Here is a 24,846-nt window from a genome sequence, read left to right on the forward strand (position 1 = left end):
CAGACCTTCCGCTCATGAACAGGCAATCGATTCCGCTTCTCTCGCCGGCTACCGGCACGCACCGCGAACTGGTGTCGTTTCATTTTGGCCCGAAGGGAAGCGGGCAGAAGATTTACATCCAGTCGTCGCTGCATGCCGACGAAACGCCGGCGATGCTGACGACCGTTCTGTTGAAGCGCCGTCTGCTGGAACTTGAACAGCAGGGCTTGCTGGATGCGGAAATCGTCCTCGTGCCGGTAGCGAATCCGGTTGGGCTTGGACAATACGTGCTTGGACAGTTTCTTGGCCGCTTCGATCTGGGCAGCGGCAAGAACTTCAATCGGCACTTCATGCAATTTTCGAAGCTGACGGCGCGCGCCAAGGAACTGTTGGGTGCCGACGCCGCAGAGAATGTGCGGATCATCCGCAAGCTGATCGCCGATGAACTGGCCGAACACAAACCGCTGACCGAGTTCGAGTCGTTGCAACTGGCCTCGCTGAAACTTTCGTTCGACGCCGACGTGGTGATCGATCTGCATTGCTCGCTGGAAGCGGCGATGCATCTCTACACGAGCGAAGCGGCGTGGCCGGAGTTCGAACCATTGTCGCGCTTCCTCGGGGCGCAGGCATCGCTGCTTGCCACCAACTCCGGCGGCGAGTCGTTCGACGAAACCCACAGCCTGCTATGGTGGAATCTGCAGCAGGCGATGCCTGCCGACAAGCCGGTGCCGAACGGCACGATTGCGGTAACGGTGGAGTGCCGTGGACAGCGCGACGTGTCATACGAAGTCGCGCAGCAGGATGCCGACGCATTAGTCGACTACCTGGGGTGGCGCAAGGCGATACGGTTGGAAGCGAAACCGTTGCCGGCGTTGTTGTCGCCCGCTACGCCGCTTGCCGGCAGCGAGCAGTTTTATGCACCGGTCAGCGGCATTCTGATTCATCGCGCGAAGATCGGCGACACGATTCGCGTCGGCCAGCCGCTGTTCGATATCGTCGATCCGTTGACCGACGAGACGACGACGATTTCCAGCAAGACCGAAGGTGTGTTCTACATGCGCCGCGCGATTCGCTTCGTGACCACCGGCGCACCGCTTGGACGCGTGACGGGAACGCGCGCGTTCCGAACCGGTGTTCTGTTGGGCGCGTGACGCCGTCGTCCGAATCAAAGCGGGGGCGTGTCGGGTTATTTTCTTCCAACCAGATACGTCACGCCGTCCGGACCGTAGCGCTCCGAATGCGGCTGGTTCGCGGGGAGGTGGAAGACGTCGCCGACTCGATAGACGCGCTCGTCGTCGTCCACGCGGATGTTCAATTCGCCTTCCAGGATCAGCGCTTTGGCCTCGAAGGGATGGACGTGAACATCCATCGCGGCATTGGCTTCCCGTTTCACCACGACAGATTCCGGGAATCCGTCTTTCGTCAGGCTTTCAGTGAATGCATTGCGGTCCATGGCGTCTTCCCTGGGTAGTGGTGTGGAAGAAATACTGTAACGCCATGCGCGATTTCGTGCCGGCAATCAGGGGCTCCTTTCGGCCGGAGCCCCTGCATCCAGCTTAGTTCGCCACCAGCACCGGCGCCACCGCTGCCGGGTCGCTGATACTCGGGCGACCGTTCTCGACGTGACCCGCCAGACGACGCGAGAAGCTGGCGTCGTCGTTACTCGTCACCGTCAGGTCGTACCAGTGATGGCTCGACGCCAGCACCCACGCCTCTTCGATATGCGCGCCGGCCGGCACCAGCACCGGACGCGTGCGCGCACCGTACGCGTTGTCGGTCACCGTCAAACGTGCAACGCCGCCGCCCTTGTTGCTGAACTTCAGGAACACGTTGCCGTTCGCGACGTCGTATTGCACCTTCACTTCGGGCTCTGCCGGTTTGCCGTGACCGGACCAGCCCGCTACCTGCGACGCCTGCGTCGTCTGCGCGGCGGCTTGCGTGTTGCCAGCGAATTTACGCACGAAACCATTCGGGCCGAACACTTCGAACGCGTACACGCCGCTCGTCGTGGTCAGATCGAAGGTTTCCTTGAGCGACTTGCCGGCTTCGACGGTGTAGCGCCACGGGCCGTCCGTGCGATTCGTCGAGTACACGTAGAAGTGCGCGCCCTGGTCGCCCGTGTTGGCAATCGAAAGGTCGAAGGCATTGGTCTTCACGTCCGCATGGCCGTTCACGTGCAATTCATACGGCAAGGCACGCGCGAAGCGGATACCGCTTTCCTGCGGATCGATCGTGCCCGGCGTCGCGGGAACGGTCGGCTTGGGCTGCGTCGCGCACTGGTCGTCGGCGATGCTCTTGTAGTTGCTCGTGTCCGGCAGCGACGGCACCGACGAATCCGGCGTGCGGAAGTCGAACGCCGTGGTCAGGTCGCCGCACACCGCGCGACGCCATGCCGTGATGTTCGGCTCGTACACGCCAAAGCGCGCTTCGATGAAGCGAATCACGGACGTATGGTCGAACACTTGCGAGCACACGAAGCCGCCCTTGCTCCACGGCGACACGATCGTCATCGGCACGCGCGGGCCGAGGCCGTACGGCAGACCGTCGGCGGTGTAGCTGCCGCCGCGCGCGGGATTGACCACGTTGTGAATCTCACCGTCGGTGCTGACCGTCGACTGGCCTTGCGCCGGCGTCGTTGCCGGTTGCGGCGGCACCAGGTGGTCGAAGAAACCGTCGTTCTCGTCGTACATGATGAACAGCACGGTCTTGCTCCACACTTCGGGATTCGACGTCAGCGCGTCGAGAATCTGCGAGGTGTATTCCGCGCCGTATGCGGGCGTATAGCTCGGGTGCTCCGAGTACGCAGCCGGCGGGCACAACCACGACACTTGCGGCAACTTGTCGGCGAGCACGTCGGCCTTCAGGTCGTCGATGGTGCGCACGGTTTGCGCGCGCTCGTACAACGGTGAACCGGGCTGCGCGTTGATGAAGTTCGTGAAGTTCTGCAGGATGTTGGTGCCATAGTTGCCGTTCAACGGATCGGCGCCCGTCAGTCCTTGCTGATACACCTGCCACGAAATCCCCGCGGCCTGCAGGCGCTCCGGGTAGGTGGTCCACGAAAGCAACTGGTAATTCGGCGGACCGTCGCCGTCGACGAAATCGTTGTTGTCGAGCAGCGGGCCGCCCATCGTGCCGCTCGGGTCGACCATGCCGCTCATCAGATACGCGCGGTTCGGGTGCGTCGGTCCCGGCAGCGAGCAGAAGTACGCGTCGCAAATGGTGAACGCATCGGCGAGCGCGTAGTGAAACGGAATGTCGCTGCGCAGGTGATAGCCCATCGTCATGTCGGTCTTGTTCGCGGGCCACTGGTCGTAGCGGCCGGCGTCGATCGCGGCATGGGTCTTGTACCAGCTATGGTCGAGATCGCCGACGCATTGCGCGCTGGTCGTCGCCGTGTTCAGATGGAACGGCAGCACCGGCTGGGTCGGATCTTCCTTCGACGGTTGGTACCACACCGGCTTGCCGCCCGGCAGCGGAATCGGGAAGCGGTCGTTGTAGCCACGCACGCCGCGAATATGGCCGAAGTAGTGGTCGAACGAGCGGTTCTCCTGCATGAACACGACGATGTGCTCGACATCGCGGATCGTGCCGGTGCGCGAAAACGCGGGCACGGCGAGGGCATTGCGAATCGACTCGGGCAGTGCGCTCAGAGCGGCAGCAGCGCCGGCGGATGAAGCGACTGTCTGCAGGAAACGGCGACGGCTAGTTGATGTCATCGAATATCACCTTCTGCGGGGGGGAAGAATAGCGCGCTCAGGCACGCCGGTGGAATCGGATCAATTGCTATTGGCGCTATCGCCGGGTGCGTAATGCATGACCGGCGTGATTTGCTGGTTGTCGGCCGCGAGGTTGGCCTGCCTGTTTTGCGCGATCGGGTCGGAGGCGGCGGCGGGGTTGGCCGCGAGCGCCGACGATGCGGCCGCGTCGAGCGGGGCGGCGGACGGTGCGGGTATCGACGCGAGGGGCTGTGCGGCCTGGCCGTGGCTGTCGGTTGTCGAGGAGGATGTCGGCGCCGGCGTGGCGTCGTCGGCACCGCAACCGCTGAGCATTGAGGTTGCAAGCGCAACCAGAACGACACTCATCGTGCCTATGTCTCTTCTCATGTCCGCATCCATTTTTGTGAAAGCGGGTGCAGTCTGTATTCCTTTCAAGAAATAATTGTGAAACGTTTGCGAGTGGGGAAAACTTCCCAAATTCTGCGAATGACGTCGGTTATTTGAAAGGACATGGAAAGCGGCAGGAAGGACAATGTTCACCGTAGCGCCACATGTCTGAAATCCCAGGCACACTGAATCATCGACGGCATCGCCTAACCGGTAACTTCATGACACGCATCGAACGACCTTTCGACATCACGCGTTTCGAAGACGAATGGCTCGAAGCAGACGGCTTCGGCGGTTTTGCGTCCGGCACGGTGGGCACGTTGCGTACGCGCCGCTATCACGCGCTGCTGCTCGCGGCGACGCGCCCGCCTGGTGGTCGCACGGTATTGGTCAACGGGGTGGAGGCGTGGCTCGAAGTGAACGGCGCGCGCTATCCGTTGAGCATGCAGCGCTACCTGCCCGACGTGATCTATCCGGACCTCACTGCGGGCCTCGTCGGATTCGACACCGAGCCATGGCCCACATGGCGTTTTCAGTTCGAACCGCACCTGGCGCTGACGGCCGAAGTGTTCGTCAGCAAGACGACCTGCGAGACGGTGTTGCGCTGGCGGCTGGACGATGGCGGCGCGCTGGAGTCAACGAACGCACCGCTGCTGAAAGTCCGACCTTTGCTGTCGGGCCGCGATTATCACGCGCTTCATCACGAGAACAGCGCCTTCAACTTCAATGCCGGGATGAGCAGCGATCAGGCCTGCGTGAGCTGGCAAGCGTACGGCGACGTGCCGGTCGTGCATGCCGCGACGAACGGTGTCTATACTCACGCGCCGGATTGGTATCGCAACTTCTGCTACGTGCGTGAGCAGGAGCGTGGTCTCGATTTCAGTGAGGATCTCGCGACGCCGGGTGTGTTCAGCTTCGATCTCGCGCAGGGCGAGGCGGTGATGATCTTGAGCGCGTCGATCGTAACGGCACCCGCGGCCGGCGCCGTGCCGTTGTCGAGCGCGCAGCAGGCGCTGGCTCGTGCAGCGGAAATCACGCATATCGAGCAGCAGCGCCGCAGCGGATTCAGTTCACGCCTGCAGCGTTCCGCCGACGCCTATGTGGTCACGCGCAATGCAGGCCGTACGATCCTCGCCGGCTTCCCGTGGTTCACGGATTGGGGCCGCGACACCTTCATCGCGATGCGAGGTCTGCTGATCGCATCAGGCCGTCTCGACGAGGCCGAAGCGATCCTGCTCGAATGGTCGGGCGCCTTGTCCGAAGGCATGCTGCCCAACCGTTTCCCCGACTACGGCGATACCCCCGAGTACAACTCAGTCGATGCTTCGCTATGGTTCATCGTCGCCGTGCATGACTACCTCGCCACGAATCACGCGAGCGCCGCGACGAGAACCCGTTTGCAGCAAGCCGCCGAGGTCATTCTCGCGGGCTATACGCAGGGCACGCGCTTCAATATCCAGGCCTCGTCCGACGACGGCCTGCTGAGCGCCGGCCAAGCCGGCGTGCAACTCACGTGGATGGACGCGAAAGTCGGCGACTGGGTCGTGACGCCGCGCATCGGCAAACCCGTCGAAGTTCAGGCTCTGTGGATCAACGCGTTGCGCATTGCAGCAACGTGGAATCCGCAATGGGAGTCGGCAGCCGAGCGCGCATCGCAAGCGTTCCGCGAGCGCTTTATCGATCCCACCACGCAAGCTCTGTTCGACAACGTGGACGTCGACCATGTGAAGGGCGCAACGGACCGATCGATTCGTCCCAACCAGATTTTCGCAGTGGGCGGCCTGCCGTTCCCGCTGCTCGATGGCGCAGCGGCGCGCGCCGTGCTCGCTCAGGTCGAAGCGCAGCTGCTCACGCCGTCTGGCTTGAGAACGCTGGCGCCGTCCGATCCTGACTATCGCGGGCACTACGGCGGACTGCCGCTCGCACGCGACGGCGCCTATCATCAAGGCACGGTGTGGCCATGGTTGCTCGGCCCATTCGTCGAGGCGTGGTTGCGTGTCCACGCCGGCGAAGCCGATGCAGTGGCGCAAGTCAGGGCGCGCTTTCTCGCCCCGCTCTACGCGCATCTCGATCGCGCCGGTCTCGACCACCTCAGCGAAATCGCCGACGGCGATGCGCCGCATGCGCCCGCCGGCACGCCATTTCAGGCGTGGTCGCTCGGCGAGCTGCTGCGTATCGAACATCTGCTTGCCGAGTTCAAGCCCATTGCCGCCTAAACCGCGCTACGATGTGTGTCCCACCGCCAAGCCTGATGCGAGGATGTAGTCATGCCACCGCTGCGCGCTGCCAATCTGCTCGCCACCATCGAAGGTTCACGTTTGCACTCGGCCGACTGTGCCCATTGGCAGCGCTGGGGACCGTACCTCAGCGAGCGTCAGTGGGGCACCGTGCGCGAGGATTACAGCCCGAACGGCACCGCCTGGGACTACTTTCCGCACGACCATGCGCGCAGCCGCGCGTATCGCTGGGGCGAGGACGGCATCGCCGGTTTCAGCGACGACATGCAGCGCTGGTGCGTCTCGCTCGCACTGTGGAACCGCAAGGACGCGATCCTCAAGGAGCGCCTCTTCGGGCTCACCAATTCGCAGGGCAATCACGGCGAAGACGTGAAGGAGTTGTACTTCTACGTCGACGGCACGCCCACGCATTCGTATATGCGAATGCTCTACAAGTATCCGCACGCCGCGTTCCCTTACGAGGACCTGGTGCAGGAGAACGGGCGCCGCGGCGGTGACATGCCGGAGTACGAAGTTCTCGACACCGGCGTGTTCGACGATTTCCGTTATTTCGACGTGCAGGTCGAATACGCCAAACATGCGCCGGACGACATTCTGATGCGCGTGACCATCGAGAATCGCGCGGATCAGGCCGCGTCGCTCGATGTGCTGCCGCAGATCTGGGCGCGTAATTCGTGGTCGTGGAAAGAGAACAAGACCAAGCCTTCGCTAGTGGCCGGGACGGATCACGCGGGCAATGCGCAAGTGGTCGGGCATCAGCAAGGCCAGGATCCGATCGTCGTCACGGCGTGGTCGAAAGACGCGCCGCAGGTCGCGTGGCTCTTTTGCGAAAACGACACCAACGTCAAGCGTCTCTTCAATATGGACGGGACAGGCCCGTTCAAAGACGGCTTCAACGATTACATCGTGCACGCCGATGAACAGGCCGTGCGCCACGACAAGGGCACCAAGGCGGCCGCACACGCGTCGATCGAACTCGCGCCTCACGGCCGCGCCGTGGTGTACATGCGCTGGCGTCCGCAATCGAAACCCGACGAGGTGCAACTCGACGCCGACGCGATTTTCGCGCGCCGCATCGCCGAGGCCGACGAATTCTATGGCGCGTTGCAGCACGAGATCACCGACCCCGACGCGCGACTCGTGCAGCGTCAGGCGCTCGCGGGCATGCTGTGGTCGAAGCAGTTCTACCAATACGACGTGCAGCGCTGGATGGACGGCGATCCGCTGCAGCCCAAACCGGCGGACGCGCGCAAACGCGGCCGCAACGCGGACTGGCGGCATCTGTGCAACGCGGACATCGTCTCGATGCCCGACAAGTGGGAATACCCGTGGTACGCGTCGTGGGATCTGGCGTTCCATGCGGCTGCCTTCGCGCTGATCGATCCGGCGTTCGCGAAACGTCAGTTGCTGCTGCTGGTGAAAGACCGTTATCAGCATCCCAATGGCCAGTTGCCCGCTTATGAATGGGCGCTCGGCGACGCCAACCCGCCGGTGCATGCGTGGGCCGCCTGGCGTGTGTACGAGATCGACCGCGCGCTCACCGGCAAAGCGGATCGCGATTTTCTCGAGCTCGTGTTCCATAAGCTCCTGCTGAATTTCTCCTGGTGGGTGAACCGCAAGGACGCCGACGGTCACAACATTTTCCAGGGCGGTTTTCTCGGCCTGGACAACGTCGGCATCTTCGATCGTTCCGCGCCGCTACCGACCGGCGGTCACATCGACCAGGCCGACGGCACCGCGTGGATGGCCGCCTATGCGCTCGACCTGATGCGTATCGCGCTGGAACTTGCATACGCGAACCATGTGTTCGTCGATATCGGCGTGAAGTTTTTCGAACACTTCCTGTATATCGCCGAGGCCGTGAGTTGCGACGACGGCTGTGAAACGGGACTGTGGGACAACGAGGACGAGTTCTTCTACGACAAGCTGCGCCTGCCCGACGGCAGCAATATCCCGATGCGGGTGCGCTCGATCGTCGGTCTGATTCCGCTGTTCGCCGTGCACGTGCTCGAGCATCGTCTGCATGGCGAGTTGCCGGGGTTACGCGAACGGCTCTTCTGGTTCCTCGAGCATCGGCCCGACCTGGCGAAGCTGGTGTCGCGCTGGAACGAGCCCGGCAAAGGCAATTCGCTGCTGCTCTCGCTGCTGCGTGGGCATCGGATGAAAGCGTTGCTGCGCCGCGCGCTCGACGAAAGCGAGTTTCTCTCCGACCACGGCGTCCGCTCGCTGTCACGATTCCATCGCGATCATCCGTTCGTGCTGAACCACAACGGCGACAGCTTTACCGTCAAGTATCTGCCGGCTGAATCGGATTCGCGTGTGTTCGGCGGCAATTCGAACTGGCGCGGTCCGGTGTGGATGCCGATGAACTATCTGCTGATCGAATCGCTGTACGAATTTCATCGCTATTACGGCGACGATTTCCGCATCGAATATCCCACTGGTTCCGGGCAGAAGTTCTCGTTGAACGAAATCGCTAACGAACTGGCGCGCCGGGCCACGACGCTGTTCCTGAAGAACAAGGACGGTGAGCGGCCCGTGATGGGCGCGTATCCGCTATTGCAGGCCGACCCGCGCTCGCGCGATCTGATCCTGTTCCATGAATATTTCCACGGCGACAGTGGGCGCGGCGTGGGCGCCTCGCATCAAACCGGCTGGACGGGCCTGGTCGCGCTGTTGCTCCAGCCACGTGTGATGGGCGCCTCAGGCAACGTGCCGCAGACGGGCGAATCGGACCAGGCGCCGATCCCGACGTCGACTTCGGCGCCCGCACCGGTTTGCACGCTCGAACCCACACCGGCCAAATAGCGCGTGACGGGCGCTTGTTTATGCTTGCTTGCGCGAGCCTGTCGGGTTACATAAACCCTACAAGCTCGCGCAATCCGGGCTTCGACGCTTGTTTTTGAACTGTGTGGCTTCGCGCGTGGTCTTTCATGTATCACTCCGTTCGTTCCATTGGCTTCCTAAAGTGGATCCTATGTCGACTACCCCGAATTCCCCCGCATCAGACCGTCCCGCTAACCCTGACGAACCGAGCTGCAAAGTCAACGCGGGCTCGCATGACGCGCCGGCGTCGCCGGCCGGCAAGCGGCCTGCGCCGCCTTGCACGCTGGTGATCTTCGGCGCGGGCGGCGACCTCACCAAACGCCTGCTCATGCCGGCGCTCTACAACCTCGCGGTCGACGGCCTGCTCGATGGCGGCATGAAAATCATCGGCGTGAATCATGGCGAGCGCGAGACGAAGGAGTGGGTCGACGACCTGCACAAGTCGCTAGAGCAGTTCGCCGCCGACAAAGCCAGCACCTTCCACGCCGGCAAGCTCGACGACAAGGCGTGGGACTGGGTCGCGCAACGCCTCGACTACATGGCCGGCGAATTCGAAACCGACGACGTCTTCACCAGGCTCAAGCAAAGACTCGAGCAGACGCCGGGCGGCAATGTGATCTTTTACCTCGCGGTCAGCTCGCGCTTCTTCAAGCCCATCGTAGAACGTCTGGGCAAGGCGGGGTTGCTGAAAGAAGGCGAGGGCGGCAAAGGCGGTTTCCGGCGCATCGTGATCGAGAAACCGTTCGGCACCGACCTCGCGTCGGCGCGCGATCTGAACGCGCATATTCTCTCGTACGCGGACGAATCGCAGGTCTATCGCATCGATCACTTCCTTGGTAAAGACACGGTGCAGAGCATCCTCGCCGTGCGCTTTGCAAATGCCTTGTTCGAGCCGATATGGCGGCGCGAATATATCGACAGCGTGCAGATCACCGCAGCGGAGACGATCGGCGTGGAAGGGCGCGGCAAGTTCTACGAACAGACCGGCGCGTTTCGCGACATGCTGCCCAACCATCTGTTCCAGCTGCTCGGCATGGTCGCCATGGAACCGCCCAATTCGTTCGACGCCGAAGCCGTGCGCGACAAGAAGGCGGACATCATGAACGCGATCCAGCCGCTGACCCCGGACGACGTCGTGTTCGGACAATATGAAAAAGGCCCGGCGGGCATCGGTTATCGCGAGGAGCCGGACGTCGCGCCGGACAGCACGACGGAAACCTACGCGGCGGCGCGCGTGTTCGTCGAGAACTGGCGCTGGGCGGGCGTGCCGTTCTACCTGCGCACAGGCAAGCGGCTGGCAGCGCGCCGCACGGAAATCTCGGTACAGTTGAAGCCGGTGCCGTTTCGCCTGTTTCGCGACACGCCGGTCGACGCGCTTACGCCGAACGTGTTGACGTTGCGCATCGATCCTGCGCATGGCACGAGCTTCGACTTCAACGTGAAGACGCCGGGGCCGGTGATGCAGGTCGGCGCAGTGCAATCGTCGTTCGACTATGCGGACTTCTTTGCGGAACGTGCCAACGTCGGCTACGAAACCTTGCTGTACGACTGCATGCTCGGCGACGAGACGTTGTTTCAGCGCGCCGACAGCATCGAGACGAGCTGGGCCGCGGTGGACGATGTGCTGCATCCGAAGAACGGCGGCGCGGTGCCGGTGCGCGGTTATCCGGCCGGCAGCGAGGGCCCGGCCGAAGCCGACGCATTGCTCGCGCGTGACGGTCACGCATGGCGGCCGTTGAAACAGCAAGCCATCGAGAAGAAGTAACTTCGCAGAACGTACTCACACAATCGGGGGACACCGTGGCAACACGCAAGACGAAAGTGAAAAGCAGCACCGAGCGGATTCTGGCGATCGATGTCGGCGGCACCGGCCTGAAGGCCGCGATCATCGACGCCGACGGCAAGATGAAAACCGAACGCGTGCGGGTGGCCACGCCGCATCCGTGCACGCCGGATCAACTGGTGGACGCGTTGGCGAAACTGGTCGCACCGCTCGTCGAACAGGAACCGCCCACGCTGATGTCGATCGGCTTTCCGGGCGTGGTGCGCGACAACCGCATTCTGACGGCGCCGCATTTCGGCGTGGAGGGCTGGCACGACATTCCGTTGGCGGATTCGTTGGCGCAGCGTTTGGGCGGCTTGCCGGTGCGCATGATCAACGACGCCGAGATGCAGGGCTTCGCGGCGATCGAAGGTCACGGCCTCGAGTTCGTGCTGACGCTTGGCACGGGTGCGGGCACCGCCATGTTTCGCGACGGCGAGTTGATGCCGCATCTCGAGCTTGCGCATCATCCGGTGAGCAAGAAAGGCGTGGCCTACGACGAATACATCGGCGATGCGGCGCGCGAAAAAGCGGGCAATAAACGCTGGAACAAGCGCGTTCAGAAGGTGCTCGGCATCCTCGAGTCGCTGGTGAATTACGACAAGCTGTGGATCGGCGGCGGCAATGCGACGCGTCTCACGATCGATTTGCCGGCGAACGTGGCGACCGTTTCGAACGACGCAGGTATCGAAGGCGGTGCGCGCTTGTGGCATCCGAAGTCCGTGCGCGAGACCCGGCAGTTGCCGGAGGCGAATCAACGCACGGGCCACTTCAAGTGATTGCCCGCTAGAGACGTGTCTGCGTGCGGCGTGGCTTCCAGGCCTTCCGGCTTGCGGGTTGGCTGGTCACGTCGCCGCTGCACAACCCGCCGCATTCTAGCGTGCCGCGTCACCCCAGCGGTACGCCACGCTTACCTCGTCGAGTTGCGTTTTCAGTTGCGCATCCAGTTGCCAGTCCGCAGCCGCGAGCGTGTCGCTCAACTGCTCGGCGCGGCTCGCGCCAATGATCGCCGACGTCACTAGCGGATTGGCCAGCACCCAGGCAAGCGACACGCGCGTGAGCGACTCGCCGGTCGGCGCCACGAGCGCTTTTAGCTGCTCGATCGTGTCGAATTCGCGTTGATGCCAGTAGCGTTCCGCATACATGGCTCCGGCTTTGCCGACCGTCTCGGTGAAACGCCCGGTCGTGGGCGTGGCGTCGAGCTTGTGCTTACCGGTCAGCAAACCGCCCGCGAGCGGGTTATACGGCATCACCGCCAGTTGCTCTTCGGCCGCGAGCGGCAATAGTTCGCGCTCGATCTGACGGAACAGCAGGTTGTACCGCGGCTGCACCGAGACAAAGCGCGCCACGCGCAAGACATCGGCACGACCCAGTGCGCGTGCAAGCCGGTACGCCAGGAAATTCGACACGCCGATATAGCGCACCTTTCCCGATCGCACGATCACGTCCAGCGCTTCGAGCGTTTCGTCGAGCGGCGTGTTGGCGTCGTCGGAGTGGAGCTGGTACAGGTCCACGTAATCGGTGCCTAGCCGTCGCAGCGAGGCGTCGATCGCATCCAGCAGATGTTTGCGCGACGCGCCCTGATCCCAGGCCGACGGTCCCACCTTGCCCACCGCCTTGGTGGCCAGAATGAAGCGATCGCGTTTGCCCTTCAGCCAGCGTCCGACGATTTCCTCCGTGCGTCCGGCGAGGTTTTCGCCGCCGCCGAGCGGATACACGTCGGCCGTGTCGATGAAATTCACGCCGGCGTCGGCGGCGGTGTCGAGAATGCGGTGCGAGGCCTCTTCTTCGGTCTGCAAGCCGAAGGTCATCGTGCCCAGACACAGGCGGGAAACGGTCAGGCCGGTGCGGCCGAATTGGCGGTATTGCATGGTCGACTCCGAGGATGAACAGGTCAGTGGCGATGCAGTGTTGCAAAAAGGATAAACGCTGTAGCGAATCGGCGTCGGATCGTGACGAGGCGTGTTGTTATGTTTCAGTAATCTATGTGAAATCGCGAATACGGTTTGACTCAATGAAAATGAAAGGTTTTGCGCGTGCTGTTTATTACATATCGTAATAAACAGACGATTTTCTATCGTCTAACATTACGTATTCCATACGTTCGTAAAATACCGAAACAATCTAATTACGCAACGTAACTTACGCCGCGATTGATGCGCGTTTATGCATGTGGAATGATATCGATTCTCATTAACAACCAGCCAGCCATCCCGTCGTCCTGCTCCGCGCACGACACCGGCAGCCAGCCAATGCGACTTCGTCATCGATTGCATGTCATCCATGCAGTTCCGACAAGCGTACATCGACGGGATTTCCATGTTCAACCACACGCCGCTCGCGACTGCGTTAGCGCTGGCATTTGCCATTCCATTTGCGACTCCCGCGCTCGCCCAGACCGCTCCGCAAACCACCACGCAAACGGCTCCGCAGTCGGGGACCGATAAAGCATCGGCCGCCACCAGCGCCGACAGCGGCACCTTGCCGACGATCGGCATCGCAGCGCAGGTTGAGCAACAGGACTTCCAGGCAGAGAAATCGAACGTCGGCGCCAAGACGCCCACCGCGTTGCGCGATATTCCGCAGACCGTCACCGTGATCAACAAGGACTTGCTGGCTTCGCAAGGCGCCACCTCGTTCCAGGACGCGCTGCGTAATTCGCCCGGCGTGACGATCGGCGCGGCTGAAGGTGGCCAGATCGGCAACAACATCAACTTGCGCGGCTTCACGGCGCAGAACGACATCTATCTGGACGGCTTCCGCGATCGCAACCAGTACTATCGGGATACCTTCGACCTCGAAGAACTCGAAGTGCTGTACGGCCCGTCGTCGATGCTGTTCGGCCGTGGCTCCACCGGCGGCGTCATCAATCAGGTCAGCAAGAAGGCGAACCTGAAGGATTCGGCGGAAGTCACCGGCATGATCGGTACGGACGATCGCTATCGCAGCACGATCGACGTGAATCACAAGCTGACGGACACCGCAGCGATCCGCCTGAACGCGTTCGGCCAAAGCCTCGGTTCGTCGCGCGACGAGATGAAGAACAAGGACTACGGCATCGCGCCGGAAGTGCGGTTCGGCATCGGCACGCCGACCGAAGTGACGATCTCCGCGCTGATCCAGCACAACTACGACATGCCCGACTACGGCGTGCAGGCGTTGAATGGCCACCCGTCGCCGGTACCGAAGAACACCTTCTACGGCCTGACCAGCGACCGCACGATTCAGGACGTGCAGACCTTCACCGCCGCGATCAAGCACAAGTTCAACGACGCACTCACGGTCACCAACCAGACGCAGCTCTCGCACTCGATGACCGACGCGCGCGAAACCGCCCCGCAGTCGGTATTGACCGGGCCGCTCGCCAGCAGCACCGCATTGACCAACGGCAATTACACGACGCTCTCGCCGTCGCAACTGTTCATCAAGTTGCAAAGCCATGACCGTGTGATCGAAAACCACTCGCTGTACAACGACACCGCGCTCGAATACAAATTCGACACCGGCCCGATCAAGCACGACCTGATCGCAGGCTTCGAACTCGGCCACGACAGCTATTCGAATCAGGCCTCCACGCGCAACAACTTGCCGATCGTGTCGATGGTGAACCCGGTGTATCTATCGTCGCCTGCCGGTGTGACCACCACGGTCGGCAACTATGCCGATTCCGGTTCGAACGAAATCGGCGCGTATTTGAACGACACGGTGTCCCTCGGCCAGCACTGGAAGCTGATCGGCGGCTTGCGCTGGGATCGTTTCCAGGCGCAGATTCACAACTCGATCAGCTTGCCGGGTTACGCGACGCAAACCAACTTCTTCACCAGCGTTCGTGCCGGCGTGATTTATCAGCCGACCGACTGGCAGTCGTACTACGTGTCGTACGGCACCTCGTTCGACCCGTCGCTCGAAGCGCTGACGGTCACCAACCTGACGCAGAACCTCGCACCGGAGTCGACCAAGTCGTATGAAGTCGGCGGCAAGTGGGATCTGCTCGGCGGCAATATTTCGGTGACGTCGGCGTTCTTCCGCGAAGAAATGACCAATGCGCGCACCCAGGTGTCGCCGACCGAATACGAACTCGACGGCGACGTGCGCGTCGACGGCTTCCAGGCCGGCGTGACGGGCCACATCACCGACAAGTGGCAAGTGTTCGGCGGCTACACCTACATGGACGCCATCATCCTGAAGGCGCTCGACGGCACTCAGGGCCACGTGCCGGCCAATACCCCGCGCAACACGCTGACCTTCTGGAGCACGTACGCGATCACGCCGCACTGGGAAATCGGCGGCGGCCCGACCTACATGTCGCCGCGCTACGCATCGAACACGAACTACGTGCAGGTGCCGGGCTACACGCGTTGGGATGCGACCGCTGCGTACCACGCGAAGAAGTACGACATTCGCCTGAACCTGCTGAACCTGACCAACAAGATGTACTACGACGCGCTGATTCCGTCGGATGGCGGCCGCTCTGTGCCGGGTATCGGACGTACCTTGCTGGCGACTTTCGACTACCGCTTTTGATTCGCACTGAGCGGATCGGTTAGGCTTGCCGTTTTCTGTCGAACGGCAAGCCGACGCAAAGGAAACACCATGCTGTTGCATATTCCGAATGTACTGAACGCCGAGCAGTTGCGCCTCGTGCGCGAGCGGCTCGACGAGGCGGGCGACGCCTGGGTCGACGGGCGCGCGACTGCCGGCTATCAGGGCGCGCCGGTCAAGCGCAACCAGCAGATCGCCGAACGCTCGCCGGTCGCACGCGAGCTGGGCGACGTGATCCTCGCGTCGATCGAACGTCATCCCCTGTTTATCAGCGCTGTCCTGCCGAACCAGGTGTACCCGCCGCTCTTCAATCGCTACGAAGGCGGCATGCAGTTCGGCAGCCACGTCGACGGCGCGGTGCGCGTGCTGCCCAACGGCGTGAAGCTGCGCACCGATGTGTCGGTGACGCTCTTCATCTCCGAACCCGCCGACTACGACGGCGGCGAACTCGTGATCGAAGACACCTACGGCGTGCAGCAGGTCAAGCTGCCGGCGGGCGACATGATCGTTTATCCGGCCACCAGCCTGCATCAGGTCACGCCGGTCACGCGCGGTACGCGCGTCGCCAGTTTCTTCTGGGTGCAGAGCCTCGTGCGCAGCGATATGCAGCGCGCGATGCTGTTCGACATGGACACCGCCATCCAACGGCTCAATGCCAGTAACGCCGACGATGCCGCACGCCGCAGCCTCGTCGGCATTTATCACAATCTTTTGCGTACCTGGAGTGAAACGTGAGCGTATCCGAAACCATCGACGGTCAATCTGCAGCGGACATCGACGCTCAGGCGAGCGAGCCGCGGCGGCTCGACAGCGGTGAAATGAAGGCGCGCCAACAGCGTTCGCGCCGCGCGACCTTCGTCAAATGGCTGCGCAAGGTACATGGCTGGATCGGTTTGTGGGGCGCCGCGCTCGGTTTGCTGTTCGGCACCACCGGCTTTTTCCTGAACCATCGCGGCGGCCCGCTGCGGGTGTCGACGGGCGAGCCGCAGGTGTCCGTGATGCAGGTGCCGCTGCCGCAACCGGCGCCGCAGACGCCGCGCGAGTTGGGCAAGTGGCTCAGGCACGAACTGAATCTGACGGGCAATCCGGGGCGTATGCAGAAGGAGCCTGCGCATCCCGTGGCGTGGGGCGAACACACGGTGGTGCAGCCGGAACACTGGCAGCTCAACTTTGCTTCGCCGCATGAGAACACCTCGGCGGAATACTGGGTCGGCAATGGCTTCGTGACCGTCAAGCGCAGCGAGAACACGTTTCTTGCGATGCTGACGAACCTGCACAAAGGCGTCGGTTTGAGCGTCGGCTGGGTGCTGCTGATCGACACGCTGGCGGGCAGCATCATTCTGCTTTCACTGACCGGCGTGCTGCTCTGGACCGAACTGAACAAACGTAAGACGGTCGGCGCGGTGCTCGTGTTGGGATCGATCGTCGCCGCGGTGTGCGTGGGTCTGATGTGATGTAAGCGGGGTGGTGGACCTGGCGGATTGCTACGCGATCATTCGATCGGGAGATTCGCCTCGTCCGCGCGCATCCGCGAAGTACGTTTTACCGTTCTTTCCTGCTGCTGCGCGGCGCTTCGCGCGCGCCATCGAGCGCGCCGTCCAGGCACGGCACGCCGACGCTGATAGCCCGTAATTTCAGGCTCTAACGCGTCGTCTCTCCTTCCTCCAGTCCGTCGCTACGTGCGAGAATCCCGCTAGGCCAATTGCGCCGTCGATCGGGATCGGTTATCCAGGTCCCGGGCACTATATTTGCAATAGCGGTCCGCCCCCCTGTCACCCGCCGCGTCGAGGAGATCGCGTTGAAAGAGCCGGACAGCTTCACGTCGGATATATCGCCCTCTCATTCCCACGCCCCGTCCTTTCTGTCCGGAGGCGGAGAGCTGGGCGCGTTGATTCGCGCCTACGACTGGACGCAGACGGCGCTCGGTGCGCCCGAAAGCTGGCCGCAAGGGCTGAAGATCGCGATCCGCATCATGCTGACCTCGCGTCAGCCGATCTGGATCGGCTGGGGCGACGAGCTCATCTATTTTTACAACGACCCGTATAAATCGATCATCGGCGGCAAGCATCCGGCCGCGCTCGGTCAACCCACGCGGGTAGTGTGGCGCGAAATCTGGAGCGAGATCGGGCCGCTCCTGAACACCGCGATGACGGGCACGGAGGGCATCTTCGTCGAGCAGCAATTCCTCATCATGGAACGCAACGGCTTTCCCGAGGAGACGTATTACACCTTCTCGTATAGCCCGATTCCCGGCGAGGACGGCGAGCCCGGCGGCATCATCTGCGCCAATAGCGACGACACGCTGCGGGTGGTCGGCGAGCGGCAACTGGCTTTGCTGAAAGAACTGGCTGCCGCCACCCCGGACGGTCGCGACTGGCGCGAGGCGTGCGAACTGAGCATGCGCGCGTTGAAGTCCAATGCCCACGACATTCCGTTTGCGCTGCTGTACGCTGCCGAAGCCGGCAGCGACACGGTCACGCTGATCGGCACGTGCGGCATCGAGCGAGGTCATCCGGGTGCGCCCGAGTCGATGATCTTGAACGCCGATCCGATCTGGCCGGTCGCCGATGTCCTCAAGCTTCAGGCGCCGCACATGGTGCGTGACCTGACGCAGCGCTTCGGCGTCGAGATGCCACGCGGTCCATGGCATCTCGCGCCTGAACAGGCTGTGATCCTGCCGGTGACGGCGGGTAGCGAAACCACGCAGACCGTGATCCTGATCGCCGGGCTGAACCCGTGCCGTCTTTTCGACGACGCCTATCGCAGCTTCATGAATCTGATCGCGGGCCAGGTCGGCGCGGCGATCGGCTACGCGCAGGCGTATGAGGAAGAGCGGCGGCGCGCGCAGGCGCTGGCCGAAATCGACCGCGCGAAGACCACGTTTTTCTCCAACATCAGCCACGAATTCCGCACGCCGTTGACGCTGATGCTCGGCCCGCTCGAAGAGTTGCTCGCCAAACCGCAACTGGCCGTGAGCGTGGACAGTTCGCAAGCCGCCGGTGACATCGACGACCGCGCGCTGATCGAGATCACGCATCGGAATGGCTTGCGGTTGTTGAAGCTCGTCAACGCGCTACTGGACTTCTCGCGGATCGAAGCAGGTCGCATCCAGATTCATCCGCAGCCCACCGACATCGCCGCGTTTACGGCCGAACTTGCATCGCTGTTCCAGTCCGCCGTCGAGAGCGCAGGCTTGCGCCTGGAAGTGGAGATTCCGACCTCGCCCGTGGTGGTGCAAGTCGATCGGGAGATGTGGGAAAAGGTCGTGATGAATCTGCTGTCGAACGCGTATAAGTTCACGTTCTTCGGCACGATCCGGGTCGTGGTGCGTGCCACATCCGACGAAGGTGTCGAGGTTAGCGTGACCGACAGCGGCATCGGCATTGCGCAAGAAGAAGTACCGCGTTTGTTCGAGCGCTTTCACCGCGTGGCGGGAGCGCCGGGCCGCTCGGTCGAAGGCAGCGGCATCGGCCTCGCGATGGTCCAGGAGCTGGTCAAGCTGCACGGCGGCACGGTGCGGGTCGATAGCGTGCTGGGCGAGGGCGCATGCTTTGCCGTCACGCTGCCGCGCGGTTCGGCGCCGCGCGCGTCGGACGACGGCATGGTGCATGCCCCGATGAGTCGGCATGCGCGAACCTATGTCGACGCCGCGCTTCGCTGGAGTCCGGAGAACGAGGTGCTCGACTCGGCCGCTGTCGACTCAGCGCCGACAACCGAGGGCGTCGCACCGAATGCCGCGCGTCTGCTGGTGGTCGACGACAACGCCGATTTGCGCGAGTACATGAGCCGCATCCTGCGCGCGGCGGGTCACGACGTGCGCCTCGCCGCCGATGGCCAGGCCGCGCTCGAGGCGGCCCGCGCGGAGCCGCCCGATCTGGTGCTGTCCGACGTGATGATGCCGCGCCTCGACGGTTTCGGCCTGTTGCGCGAATTGCGCGCGGACCCGCAGCTGCGCGACACGCCTGTGCTGATGCTGTCGGCTCGCGCGGGCGAAGAAGCGCTCGTGGGCGGCATCGAACACGGCGCCGACGATTATTTGACCAAGCCGTTTTCCGCCCGCGAATTGCTGGCTCGCGTGGCGGGCAATCTGCAACTTGCCCGGCTGCGCCGCGAGACGGAAATGAAGCTGCGCGAAGAATCGCGCACGCTGGAAATTCTTAATCGCGTGGGGTCGACAGTCGCCGCCGAACTCGATCTGCACCGTGCCGTGCAGATCGTGACCGACGCCGCCACCGAACTCACCGGCGCCGCGTTTGGCTCGTTCTTCTACAACGTGCTCGACGACAAGGGCGGCAGTTACACGCTGTACACGCTATCCGGTGTGCCGAAAGAAGCGTTCGCGCAGTTTCCGATGCCGCGCAATACGCAGGTGTTTGCGCCGACCTTCCATGGCGAAGGCATCGTGCGCTCGGACGACATCACGCAGGATCCGCGCTACGGACACAACGCGCCGCATCGCGGCATGCCCGAGGGGCATCTGCAAGTGCGCAGCTATCTCGCCGTGCCCGTGACGTCGCGCGGCGGTGAAGTGGTGGGTGGTCTGCTGTTCGGTCACCCGGAGCCGGGTGTGTTCACTGAGCGATCCGAGCGGATCGTGGTCGGTATTGCTGCCCAGGCGGCGATTGCAATCGATAACGCGCGTCTCTATCAGGCCGCGCAAACCGAAATCGCCGAGCGCGCGAAAGCGCAAAGCGCGCTGCACGATCTCAACGAGACGCTGGAGCGCCGCGTGATCGAGACCGTCGCCGACCGCGACCGTCTGTGGGAGCTGAGTGAGGACCTGCTGGTGGTGGCCGACATCGAAGGCCGCTTGCAACGCGTGAGCCCGTCGTGGAGCAACATGCTGGGCCACAACCTGCAATGGCTGATGTCGCGTTCCTATGTCGACCTCGTTCATCCCGACGACATCGACACCGTCAGCCGGCATCTGGCTGAGCTGCGGCGCACGCTGCAGCCGGTGCGCTATGAAAACCGCTTCAAGCGGATCGACGGCACGTGGCGCTGGGTGGCGTGGACGCTCGCGCTCGATCCAGACACCACGCGCATTCACGGCGTAGGCCGCGACGTGACCGCCGACAAGGAAACCTCCGAGGCGCTGCGGCACGCGGAAGAAGCGCTGCGCATGGCGCAGAAAATGGAAGCGATCGGCAAGCTGACCGGTGGCGTCGCGCACGATTTCAACAACCTGCTGCAAGTGATCGGCGGCAATCTGCAATTGCTGGCGAAAGACGTCGCCGGTTCGGAGAAGCCGGAGCAGCGCGTACGCAATGCGCTGGCGGGTGTCGCGCGAGGCGCCAATCTCGCATCGCAACTGCTTGCGTTCGGGCGGCGTCAGCCGCTTGCGCCGAAGGTCGTCAATCTCGGCCGCTTCGTGCGCGGACTCGACGACATGCTGCGGCGCGCGCTCGGCGACGGCATCGAAATCGAAACGATCGTGTCGGGCGGCTTGTGGAATACGCTGGTCGATCCGTTCCAGGTCGAAAACGCGCTGCTCAATCTCGCGATCAATGCGCGCGATGCCATGGGCGGCCACGGCAGGCTCACCATCGAAGCCGGCAATGCCGCGCTCGACGACGCTTATGCCAAGCGCAACGCGGACGTCACACCCGGCCAGTACGTGATGCTCGCGGTCACCGACACCGGCGCCGGCATGCCGCCGGAAGTGCGCGAACGGGTGTTCGAGCCGTTCTTCACCACCAAGCCGGAAGGCCAGGGCACCGGGCTTGGCTTGAGCATGGTGTATGGCTTCGTGAAGCAGTCCGGCGGTCACGTCAAGATCTACAGCGAACAGGGGCACGGCACCACGATCCGCGTTTATCTGCCACGCGTGCGTCAGGAAGAAGACCTCGAAACGAATGTCGATGCCGGTCCGGCCAAGGGCGGCACCGAAACGATTCTGGCGGTCGAGGACGACGAGGAAGTGCGCACCACCGTGGTCGAAATGCTGTCCGATCTCGGTTATCGCGTGCTGAAGGCAAAAGACGCGCAAAGCGCGCTGGCGATCGTCGAAAGCGGTGTACCGATCGATCTGCTGTTTACCGATGTGGTGATGCCCGGTCCGCTGCGCAGCACCGAACTCGCACGCAAGGCGCGCGAACGGCTGCCGTCGATTGCGGTGCTGTTCACATCGGGCTATACGGATAACGCCATCGTGCATTCCGGGCGTCTCGACGAAGGTATCGAACTGCTCAGCAAGCCGTACACGCATGAAGCGCTGGCGCGCAAAGTGCGCTACGTGTTGCAGACGCAGAATCCCCAGGCGGCCGAGCTTGCCGAGGTCGCCCCGCTGCTGGAGATCGAGCCGCCTGTCACACCGGAGGGCGCCGACAGTTTTGTCGCGGACAAGCATCCGAGTATTTTGCTCGTGGAAGACGACGAGCTGATTCGCGTGAGCACGGCCGAATTGCTGCGGACTTTCGACTTCGACGTTCTGGAGGCCGAAGGCGAGCGGGACGCCAAAAAACTACTCAGCGAGCACGCGATCAACGTGATGCTCACCGACGTGGGACTGGCGGGCAAATCGGGGGTCGATCTGGCGATGGAGGTGTGCCGCGAGCGGCCCGATCTGCGCGTGATCTTTCTGACCGGTCACGACCTCGTGTTGACGCCGGAGCAGCGCAAGGCCTTGCCGCACGCGATGCTGCTGCGCAAGCCTTACGATCCACTCGATCTTGTCGACGCGCTGAAGACGCCACTGTTTTAGTCGCGGGGGCGTCGCAGCATGTCATGCCGCGCGAGGCCGGCTGCGCCGCCGGCCTGCCAGCGGACATGTGGCCGCTCGCGCTAGAATTCCCGCAGACCATCCCACGCCTGGTTTTGCAGGAATTCGCCCATGACCCCATCCGCCAACGAAGTCGACGTCGCACTCATCACGCGGCGCTCGATTCGTGCCTTTCTGTCCACGCCTGTGCCGCGCGCCGAGATCGAAGCTATTCTCGAAACCGCGAGCCGTGCGCCCTCCGGAACCAATACGCAGCCGTGGAAAGTGTATGTGGTAACGGGCGAATCGCTCGCGCGTCTTTCGCGGGCCTTGCTCGCGGCCTACGACGACCCGCAACGCGATACGTTGTACCGCGAGGAGTATCCGTACTATCCGCATCAGTGGGTGTCACCGTATATCGACCGTCGCCGCAAGATCGGCTGGGACCTGTATGGACTGCTCGGCATCGAAAAAGGCGACAAGGCGCGCATGCATCAACAGCACGCGCAGAACTATCGTTTCTTCGGCGCACCGGTGGGACTATTCTTCACGATCGACCGCGTGATGGAGCGCGGCAGCTGGCTCGATTACGGCATGTTCCTGCAGGCGATCATGACGGCGGCGCGCGGGCGCGGGCTCGACACGTGTCCGCAGGCTGCGTTTACGCGCTTTCATCAGGTCATCGGCGCACATCTTGCCTTGTCCGCAGATGAGCAACTGGTCTGCGGCATGTCGCTCGGTTTCGCCGACGAGGCCGCACTCGTCAATACGCTGCGCACCGAGCGTGAACCCGTCGAGCGCTTCACACGGTTTATCGATTGATCTCGCCCGATCGCGGCGTAATCCTCACGCACGACGAATAACGAATGCCCCACTTTCCCCGAACCACCATGAAAACATCGCGCCGTCATTTTTTGCTGTTGGGCATGGGCGTCGGCTCATCGCTCGCGCTGTCCCGTGTCGCGTTTGCCGAGCCGGCGAATACGCTTGGCGAGGCCGATCCGAAGGCACAGGCCGTCGGCTACAAGGAAGACGCAGCCAAGGTGGATAAGGCTAAATTCCCCGGCTATGCCGCCGGGCAAACCTGTGGCAACTGCTCGCTGTTCCAGGGAAAAACCACCGACGCATATGGCGGCTGCACGTTATTCGGCGACAAACAGGTCGCCGCGCGCGGTTGGTGCAACTCGTATTCGAACATGTGAGCAGCTACGTTTCAGGCAACACGCGGCGCGCGAATTCGTCACATCAACACGCTCAGCACGAGGTCGTACGAACGGCCGATCCAGATGGCCGCGTCGCGATGATCGCGTAAAGCGTCGCCGGTGTTGGGATGCAGGAAAACGTCGAGCGCGCCGTGATTCAGCGTGAGCCAGCCGACCAGTTCTGCGAACTGCTCGGGCGCGAACCCGAGTTGATATGACCACATGGGGTGAGGCCCGACCGGGCGCTCGTGAAAACGGCCCAGTTGCAGCTTGCCGTTCCAGTGCGCTTCGATTTGCTCACGGAAAGCCCAGGCCGCGTCGCGGCTGCTGGCGTCGAAGTAGATGTGAGCGTGCCAGCTTTCGATGGTGGAAGTGTCGCGAAGAGTCATCAGTACGTCCTTGAGTATCAGTCATTATCCGACATTCGTTCTGCTTCAGCTTCCGCCGATGCACGCGGCGCGTGCCTCATGTAAAACTGTCTTCTATCCTGGCGGTTAGATGCTGGCAGCGTTTCGCCGTTGCGGCGCTTGGACTGACGGACGGGCGTGCCGATGGCTAGTAAGAATGGAGATGATTTGTCGCGTTGGCAGCGCGTTTTTACCACGCGAGCGTGCGTTGGCCGATCACCTGCTTTGCCCGAGGCTTACGGCACGGCTGCTGTAGCAGGTTCAACGGGTTCCTGGCCAATTGGCATGCGCTTTGCTTTTGCCTCATCCGCGGATGAATCGCGCGCGTAGCTCCGATAGCTCGCGCACGACAGGCCGAGCCGCGAGAAGCGGCGCCCACCTGGCAAATAACGAAAAATGCTGAATACGAAACCACACATTGTCACGCACGGGGTCGACGGGGAAGCGATGACGCTTGTCTTCTATCCCGACACCGGTTGTTTGCGCTTTGCCGACGCGCGCGGGGTTTGCCACGAGCTTCGGCCACCGCATTCGTGGCTCGCACTGGCGGCTGCTTCGCGCGGCGTGCGAGCGGGCGCGCAAGCAGTCACCGAAGGATTGACCACGCTGTTGCATGATTTCTGCACGAAGCGTTCGCCAGCATTGATCAGTCGAAAATATCCGGCGTGAACGACGCGTCTCGATTCAGTTTTTTTCGGTTTCGTTCGTCCAGGACGACGAACGGTTTAACGAACTTTGCGAGGTGGGCCATGGAGATGATCGAGCTTGAGCCTAGCGTCTCGGCAGACGGACGCGCGGTGATTTTCCAGCTTTCGACGCGGGGCCGGGATCTCGAATGCGCCGTCACCCGTGAGGCGCTGGAACAGCACTTCTGGCTGCAGCGCGGCGCGGGCGAAGCGCGCATCCTGAAGACTTTCGCCGACGGTCGCAAGCGGATCACCGCCGTCGCCGAGAGAAAAATGCTCGCGCGGCCCGGCGAAAAAGTCTTGCTGACGATCAGCGACTTTATCGCCCGTGGCTAAAGGTTC

Annotated in this window: 17 protein-coding genes; 12 read left to right on the plus strand and 5 right to left on the minus strand. The window is 62.7% G+C overall.

Annotated elements, in window-relative coordinates:
• The first annotated feature begins 14 nt into the window (after positions 1 to 14).
• Positions 15 to 1,130 carry a succinylglutamate desuccinylase/aspartoacylase family protein gene (locus FQ705_RS08000; RefSeq protein WP_144139322.1) on the plus strand — a complete coding sequence of 372 codons (1,116 nt, stop codon included), beginning with the start codon at positions 15 to 17 and terminating at the stop codon, positions 1,128 to 1,130.
• Between the two features lie 35 nt (positions 1,131 to 1,165).
• Here FQ705_RS08000 and FQ705_RS08005 read toward each other — a convergent pair whose 3' ends face one another.
• The 3 genes from FQ705_RS08005 to FQ705_RS08015 form a co-directional block, all read right to left on the minus strand.
• A complete protein-coding gene (locus FQ705_RS08005) occupies positions 1,166 to 1,432 on the minus strand; it encodes a cupin domain-containing protein (protein ID WP_144139325.1) in 267 nt (88 codons plus the stop codon).
• Positions 1,433 to 1,535: 103 nt separating this feature from the next.
• Positions 1,536 to 3,695 (minus strand): phosphocholine-specific phospholipase C, encoded by a 2,160-nt coding sequence (locus FQ705_RS08010; protein WP_144139328.1) that lies wholly within the window; start codon positions 3,693 to 3,695, stop codon positions 1,536 to 1,538.
• A gap of 60 nt (positions 3,696 to 3,755) precedes the next feature.
• Complete coding sequence (locus FQ705_RS08015; protein ID WP_144139330.1) at positions 3,756 to 4,082, minus strand: hypothetical protein; 327 nt, start codon at positions 4,080 to 4,082, stop codon at positions 3,756 to 3,758.
• A 221-nt stretch (positions 4,083 to 4,303) separates the two neighbouring features.
• Between FQ705_RS08015 and FQ705_RS08020 the strand changes: the two genes are divergently transcribed.
• From FQ705_RS08020 to FQ705_RS08035, 4 genes are all read left to right on the plus strand, one after another.
• Complete coding sequence (locus FQ705_RS08020) at positions 4,304 to 6,298, plus strand: amylo-alpha-1,6-glucosidase (RefSeq protein WP_144139333.1); 1,995 nt, start codon at positions 4,304 to 4,306, stop codon at positions 6,296 to 6,298.
• A 51-nt stretch (positions 6,299 to 6,349) separates the two neighbouring features.
• Positions 6,350 to 9,127, plus strand: coding sequence for an MGH1-like glycoside hydrolase domain-containing protein (locus FQ705_RS08025; protein ID WP_144139336.1), 2,778 nt, complete (start codon positions 6,350 to 6,352; stop codon positions 9,125 to 9,127).
• Positions 9,128 to 9,296: 169 nt separating this feature from the next.
• Positions 9,297 to 10,910: a glucose-6-phosphate dehydrogenase gene (gene zwf, locus FQ705_RS08030; RefSeq protein WP_144139339.1), complete on the plus strand. Its 1,614-nt coding sequence runs from the start codon at positions 9,297 to 9,299 to the stop codon at positions 10,908 to 10,910.
• 35 nt (positions 10,911 to 10,945) lie between these two features.
• The gene (locus FQ705_RS08035; RefSeq protein ID WP_144139341.1) at positions 10,946 to 11,746 is read left to right on the plus strand and encodes an ROK family protein; all 801 of its coding nucleotides are present in this window, start codon (positions 10,946 to 10,948) and stop codon (positions 11,744 to 11,746) included.
• A gap of 96 nt (positions 11,747 to 11,842) precedes the next feature.
• Here the strand turns inward: FQ705_RS08035 and FQ705_RS08040 are convergent, their stop codons facing one another.
• Positions 11,843 to 12,838 (minus strand): aldo/keto reductase, encoded by a 996-nt coding sequence (locus FQ705_RS08040; RefSeq protein ID WP_144139344.1) that lies wholly within the window; start codon positions 12,836 to 12,838, stop codon positions 11,843 to 11,845.
• A 448-nt stretch (positions 12,839 to 13,286) separates the two neighbouring features.
• On the opposite strand from FQ705_RS08040, the gene FQ705_RS08045 reads away from it, so the two are divergent.
• From FQ705_RS08045 to FQ705_RS08070, 6 genes are all read left to right on the plus strand, one after another.
• The gene (locus FQ705_RS08045; protein ID WP_144142263.1) at positions 13,287 to 15,491 is read left to right on the plus strand and encodes a TonB-dependent receptor; all 2,205 of its coding nucleotides are present in this window, start codon (positions 13,287 to 13,289) and stop codon (positions 15,489 to 15,491) included.
• A 69-nt stretch (positions 15,492 to 15,560) separates the two neighbouring features.
• Complete coding sequence (locus FQ705_RS08050) at positions 15,561 to 16,244, plus strand: Fe2+-dependent dioxygenase (RefSeq protein ID WP_144139347.1); 684 nt, start codon at positions 15,561 to 15,563, stop codon at positions 16,242 to 16,244.
• The gene (locus FQ705_RS08055) at positions 16,241 to 16,963 is read left to right on the plus strand and encodes a PepSY-associated TM helix domain-containing protein (protein ID WP_144139350.1); all 723 of its coding nucleotides are present in this window, start codon (positions 16,241 to 16,243) and stop codon (positions 16,961 to 16,963) included. The genes FQ705_RS08050 and FQ705_RS08055 overlap by 4 nt, the downstream gene beginning before the upstream one ends.
• Before the next feature lie 344 nt (positions 16,964 to 17,307).
• Positions 17,308 to 22,212 (plus strand): response regulator, encoded by a 4,905-nt coding sequence (locus FQ705_RS08060; RefSeq protein WP_260854414.1) that lies wholly within the window; start codon positions 17,308 to 17,310, stop codon positions 22,210 to 22,212.
• Positions 22,213 to 22,341: 129 nt separating this feature from the next.
• Positions 22,342 to 23,031, plus strand: coding sequence for a nitroreductase (locus tag FQ705_RS08065; RefSeq protein ID WP_144139354.1), 690 nt, complete (start codon positions 22,342 to 22,344; stop codon positions 23,029 to 23,031).
• 68 nt (positions 23,032 to 23,099) lie between these two features.
• Positions 23,100 to 23,411 (plus strand): high-potential iron-sulfur protein, encoded by a 312-nt coding sequence (locus tag FQ705_RS08070; RefSeq protein ID WP_144139357.1) that lies wholly within the window; start codon positions 23,100 to 23,102, stop codon positions 23,409 to 23,411.
• Positions 23,412 to 23,449: 38 nt separating this feature from the next.
• Here the strand turns inward: FQ705_RS08070 and FQ705_RS08075 are convergent, their stop codons facing one another.
• A complete protein-coding gene (locus FQ705_RS08075) occupies positions 23,450 to 23,800 on the minus strand; it encodes a DOPA 4,5-dioxygenase family protein (RefSeq protein ID WP_144139360.1) in 351 nt (116 codons plus the stop codon).
• Between the two features lie 767 nt (positions 23,801 to 24,567).
• Between FQ705_RS08075 and FQ705_RS08085 the strand changes: the two genes are divergently transcribed.
• Positions 24,568 to 24,840 (plus strand): DUF1488 domain-containing protein, encoded by a 273-nt coding sequence (locus FQ705_RS08085; RefSeq protein ID WP_144139363.1) that lies wholly within the window; start codon positions 24,568 to 24,570, stop codon positions 24,838 to 24,840.
• Positions 24,841 to 24,846 lie beyond the last annotated feature (6 nt).

The organism is Paraburkholderia sp. BCC1884 (assembly GCF_900996225.1).
Classification (GTDB): domain Bacteria; phylum Pseudomonadota; class Gammaproteobacteria; order Burkholderiales; family Burkholderiaceae; genus Paraburkholderia.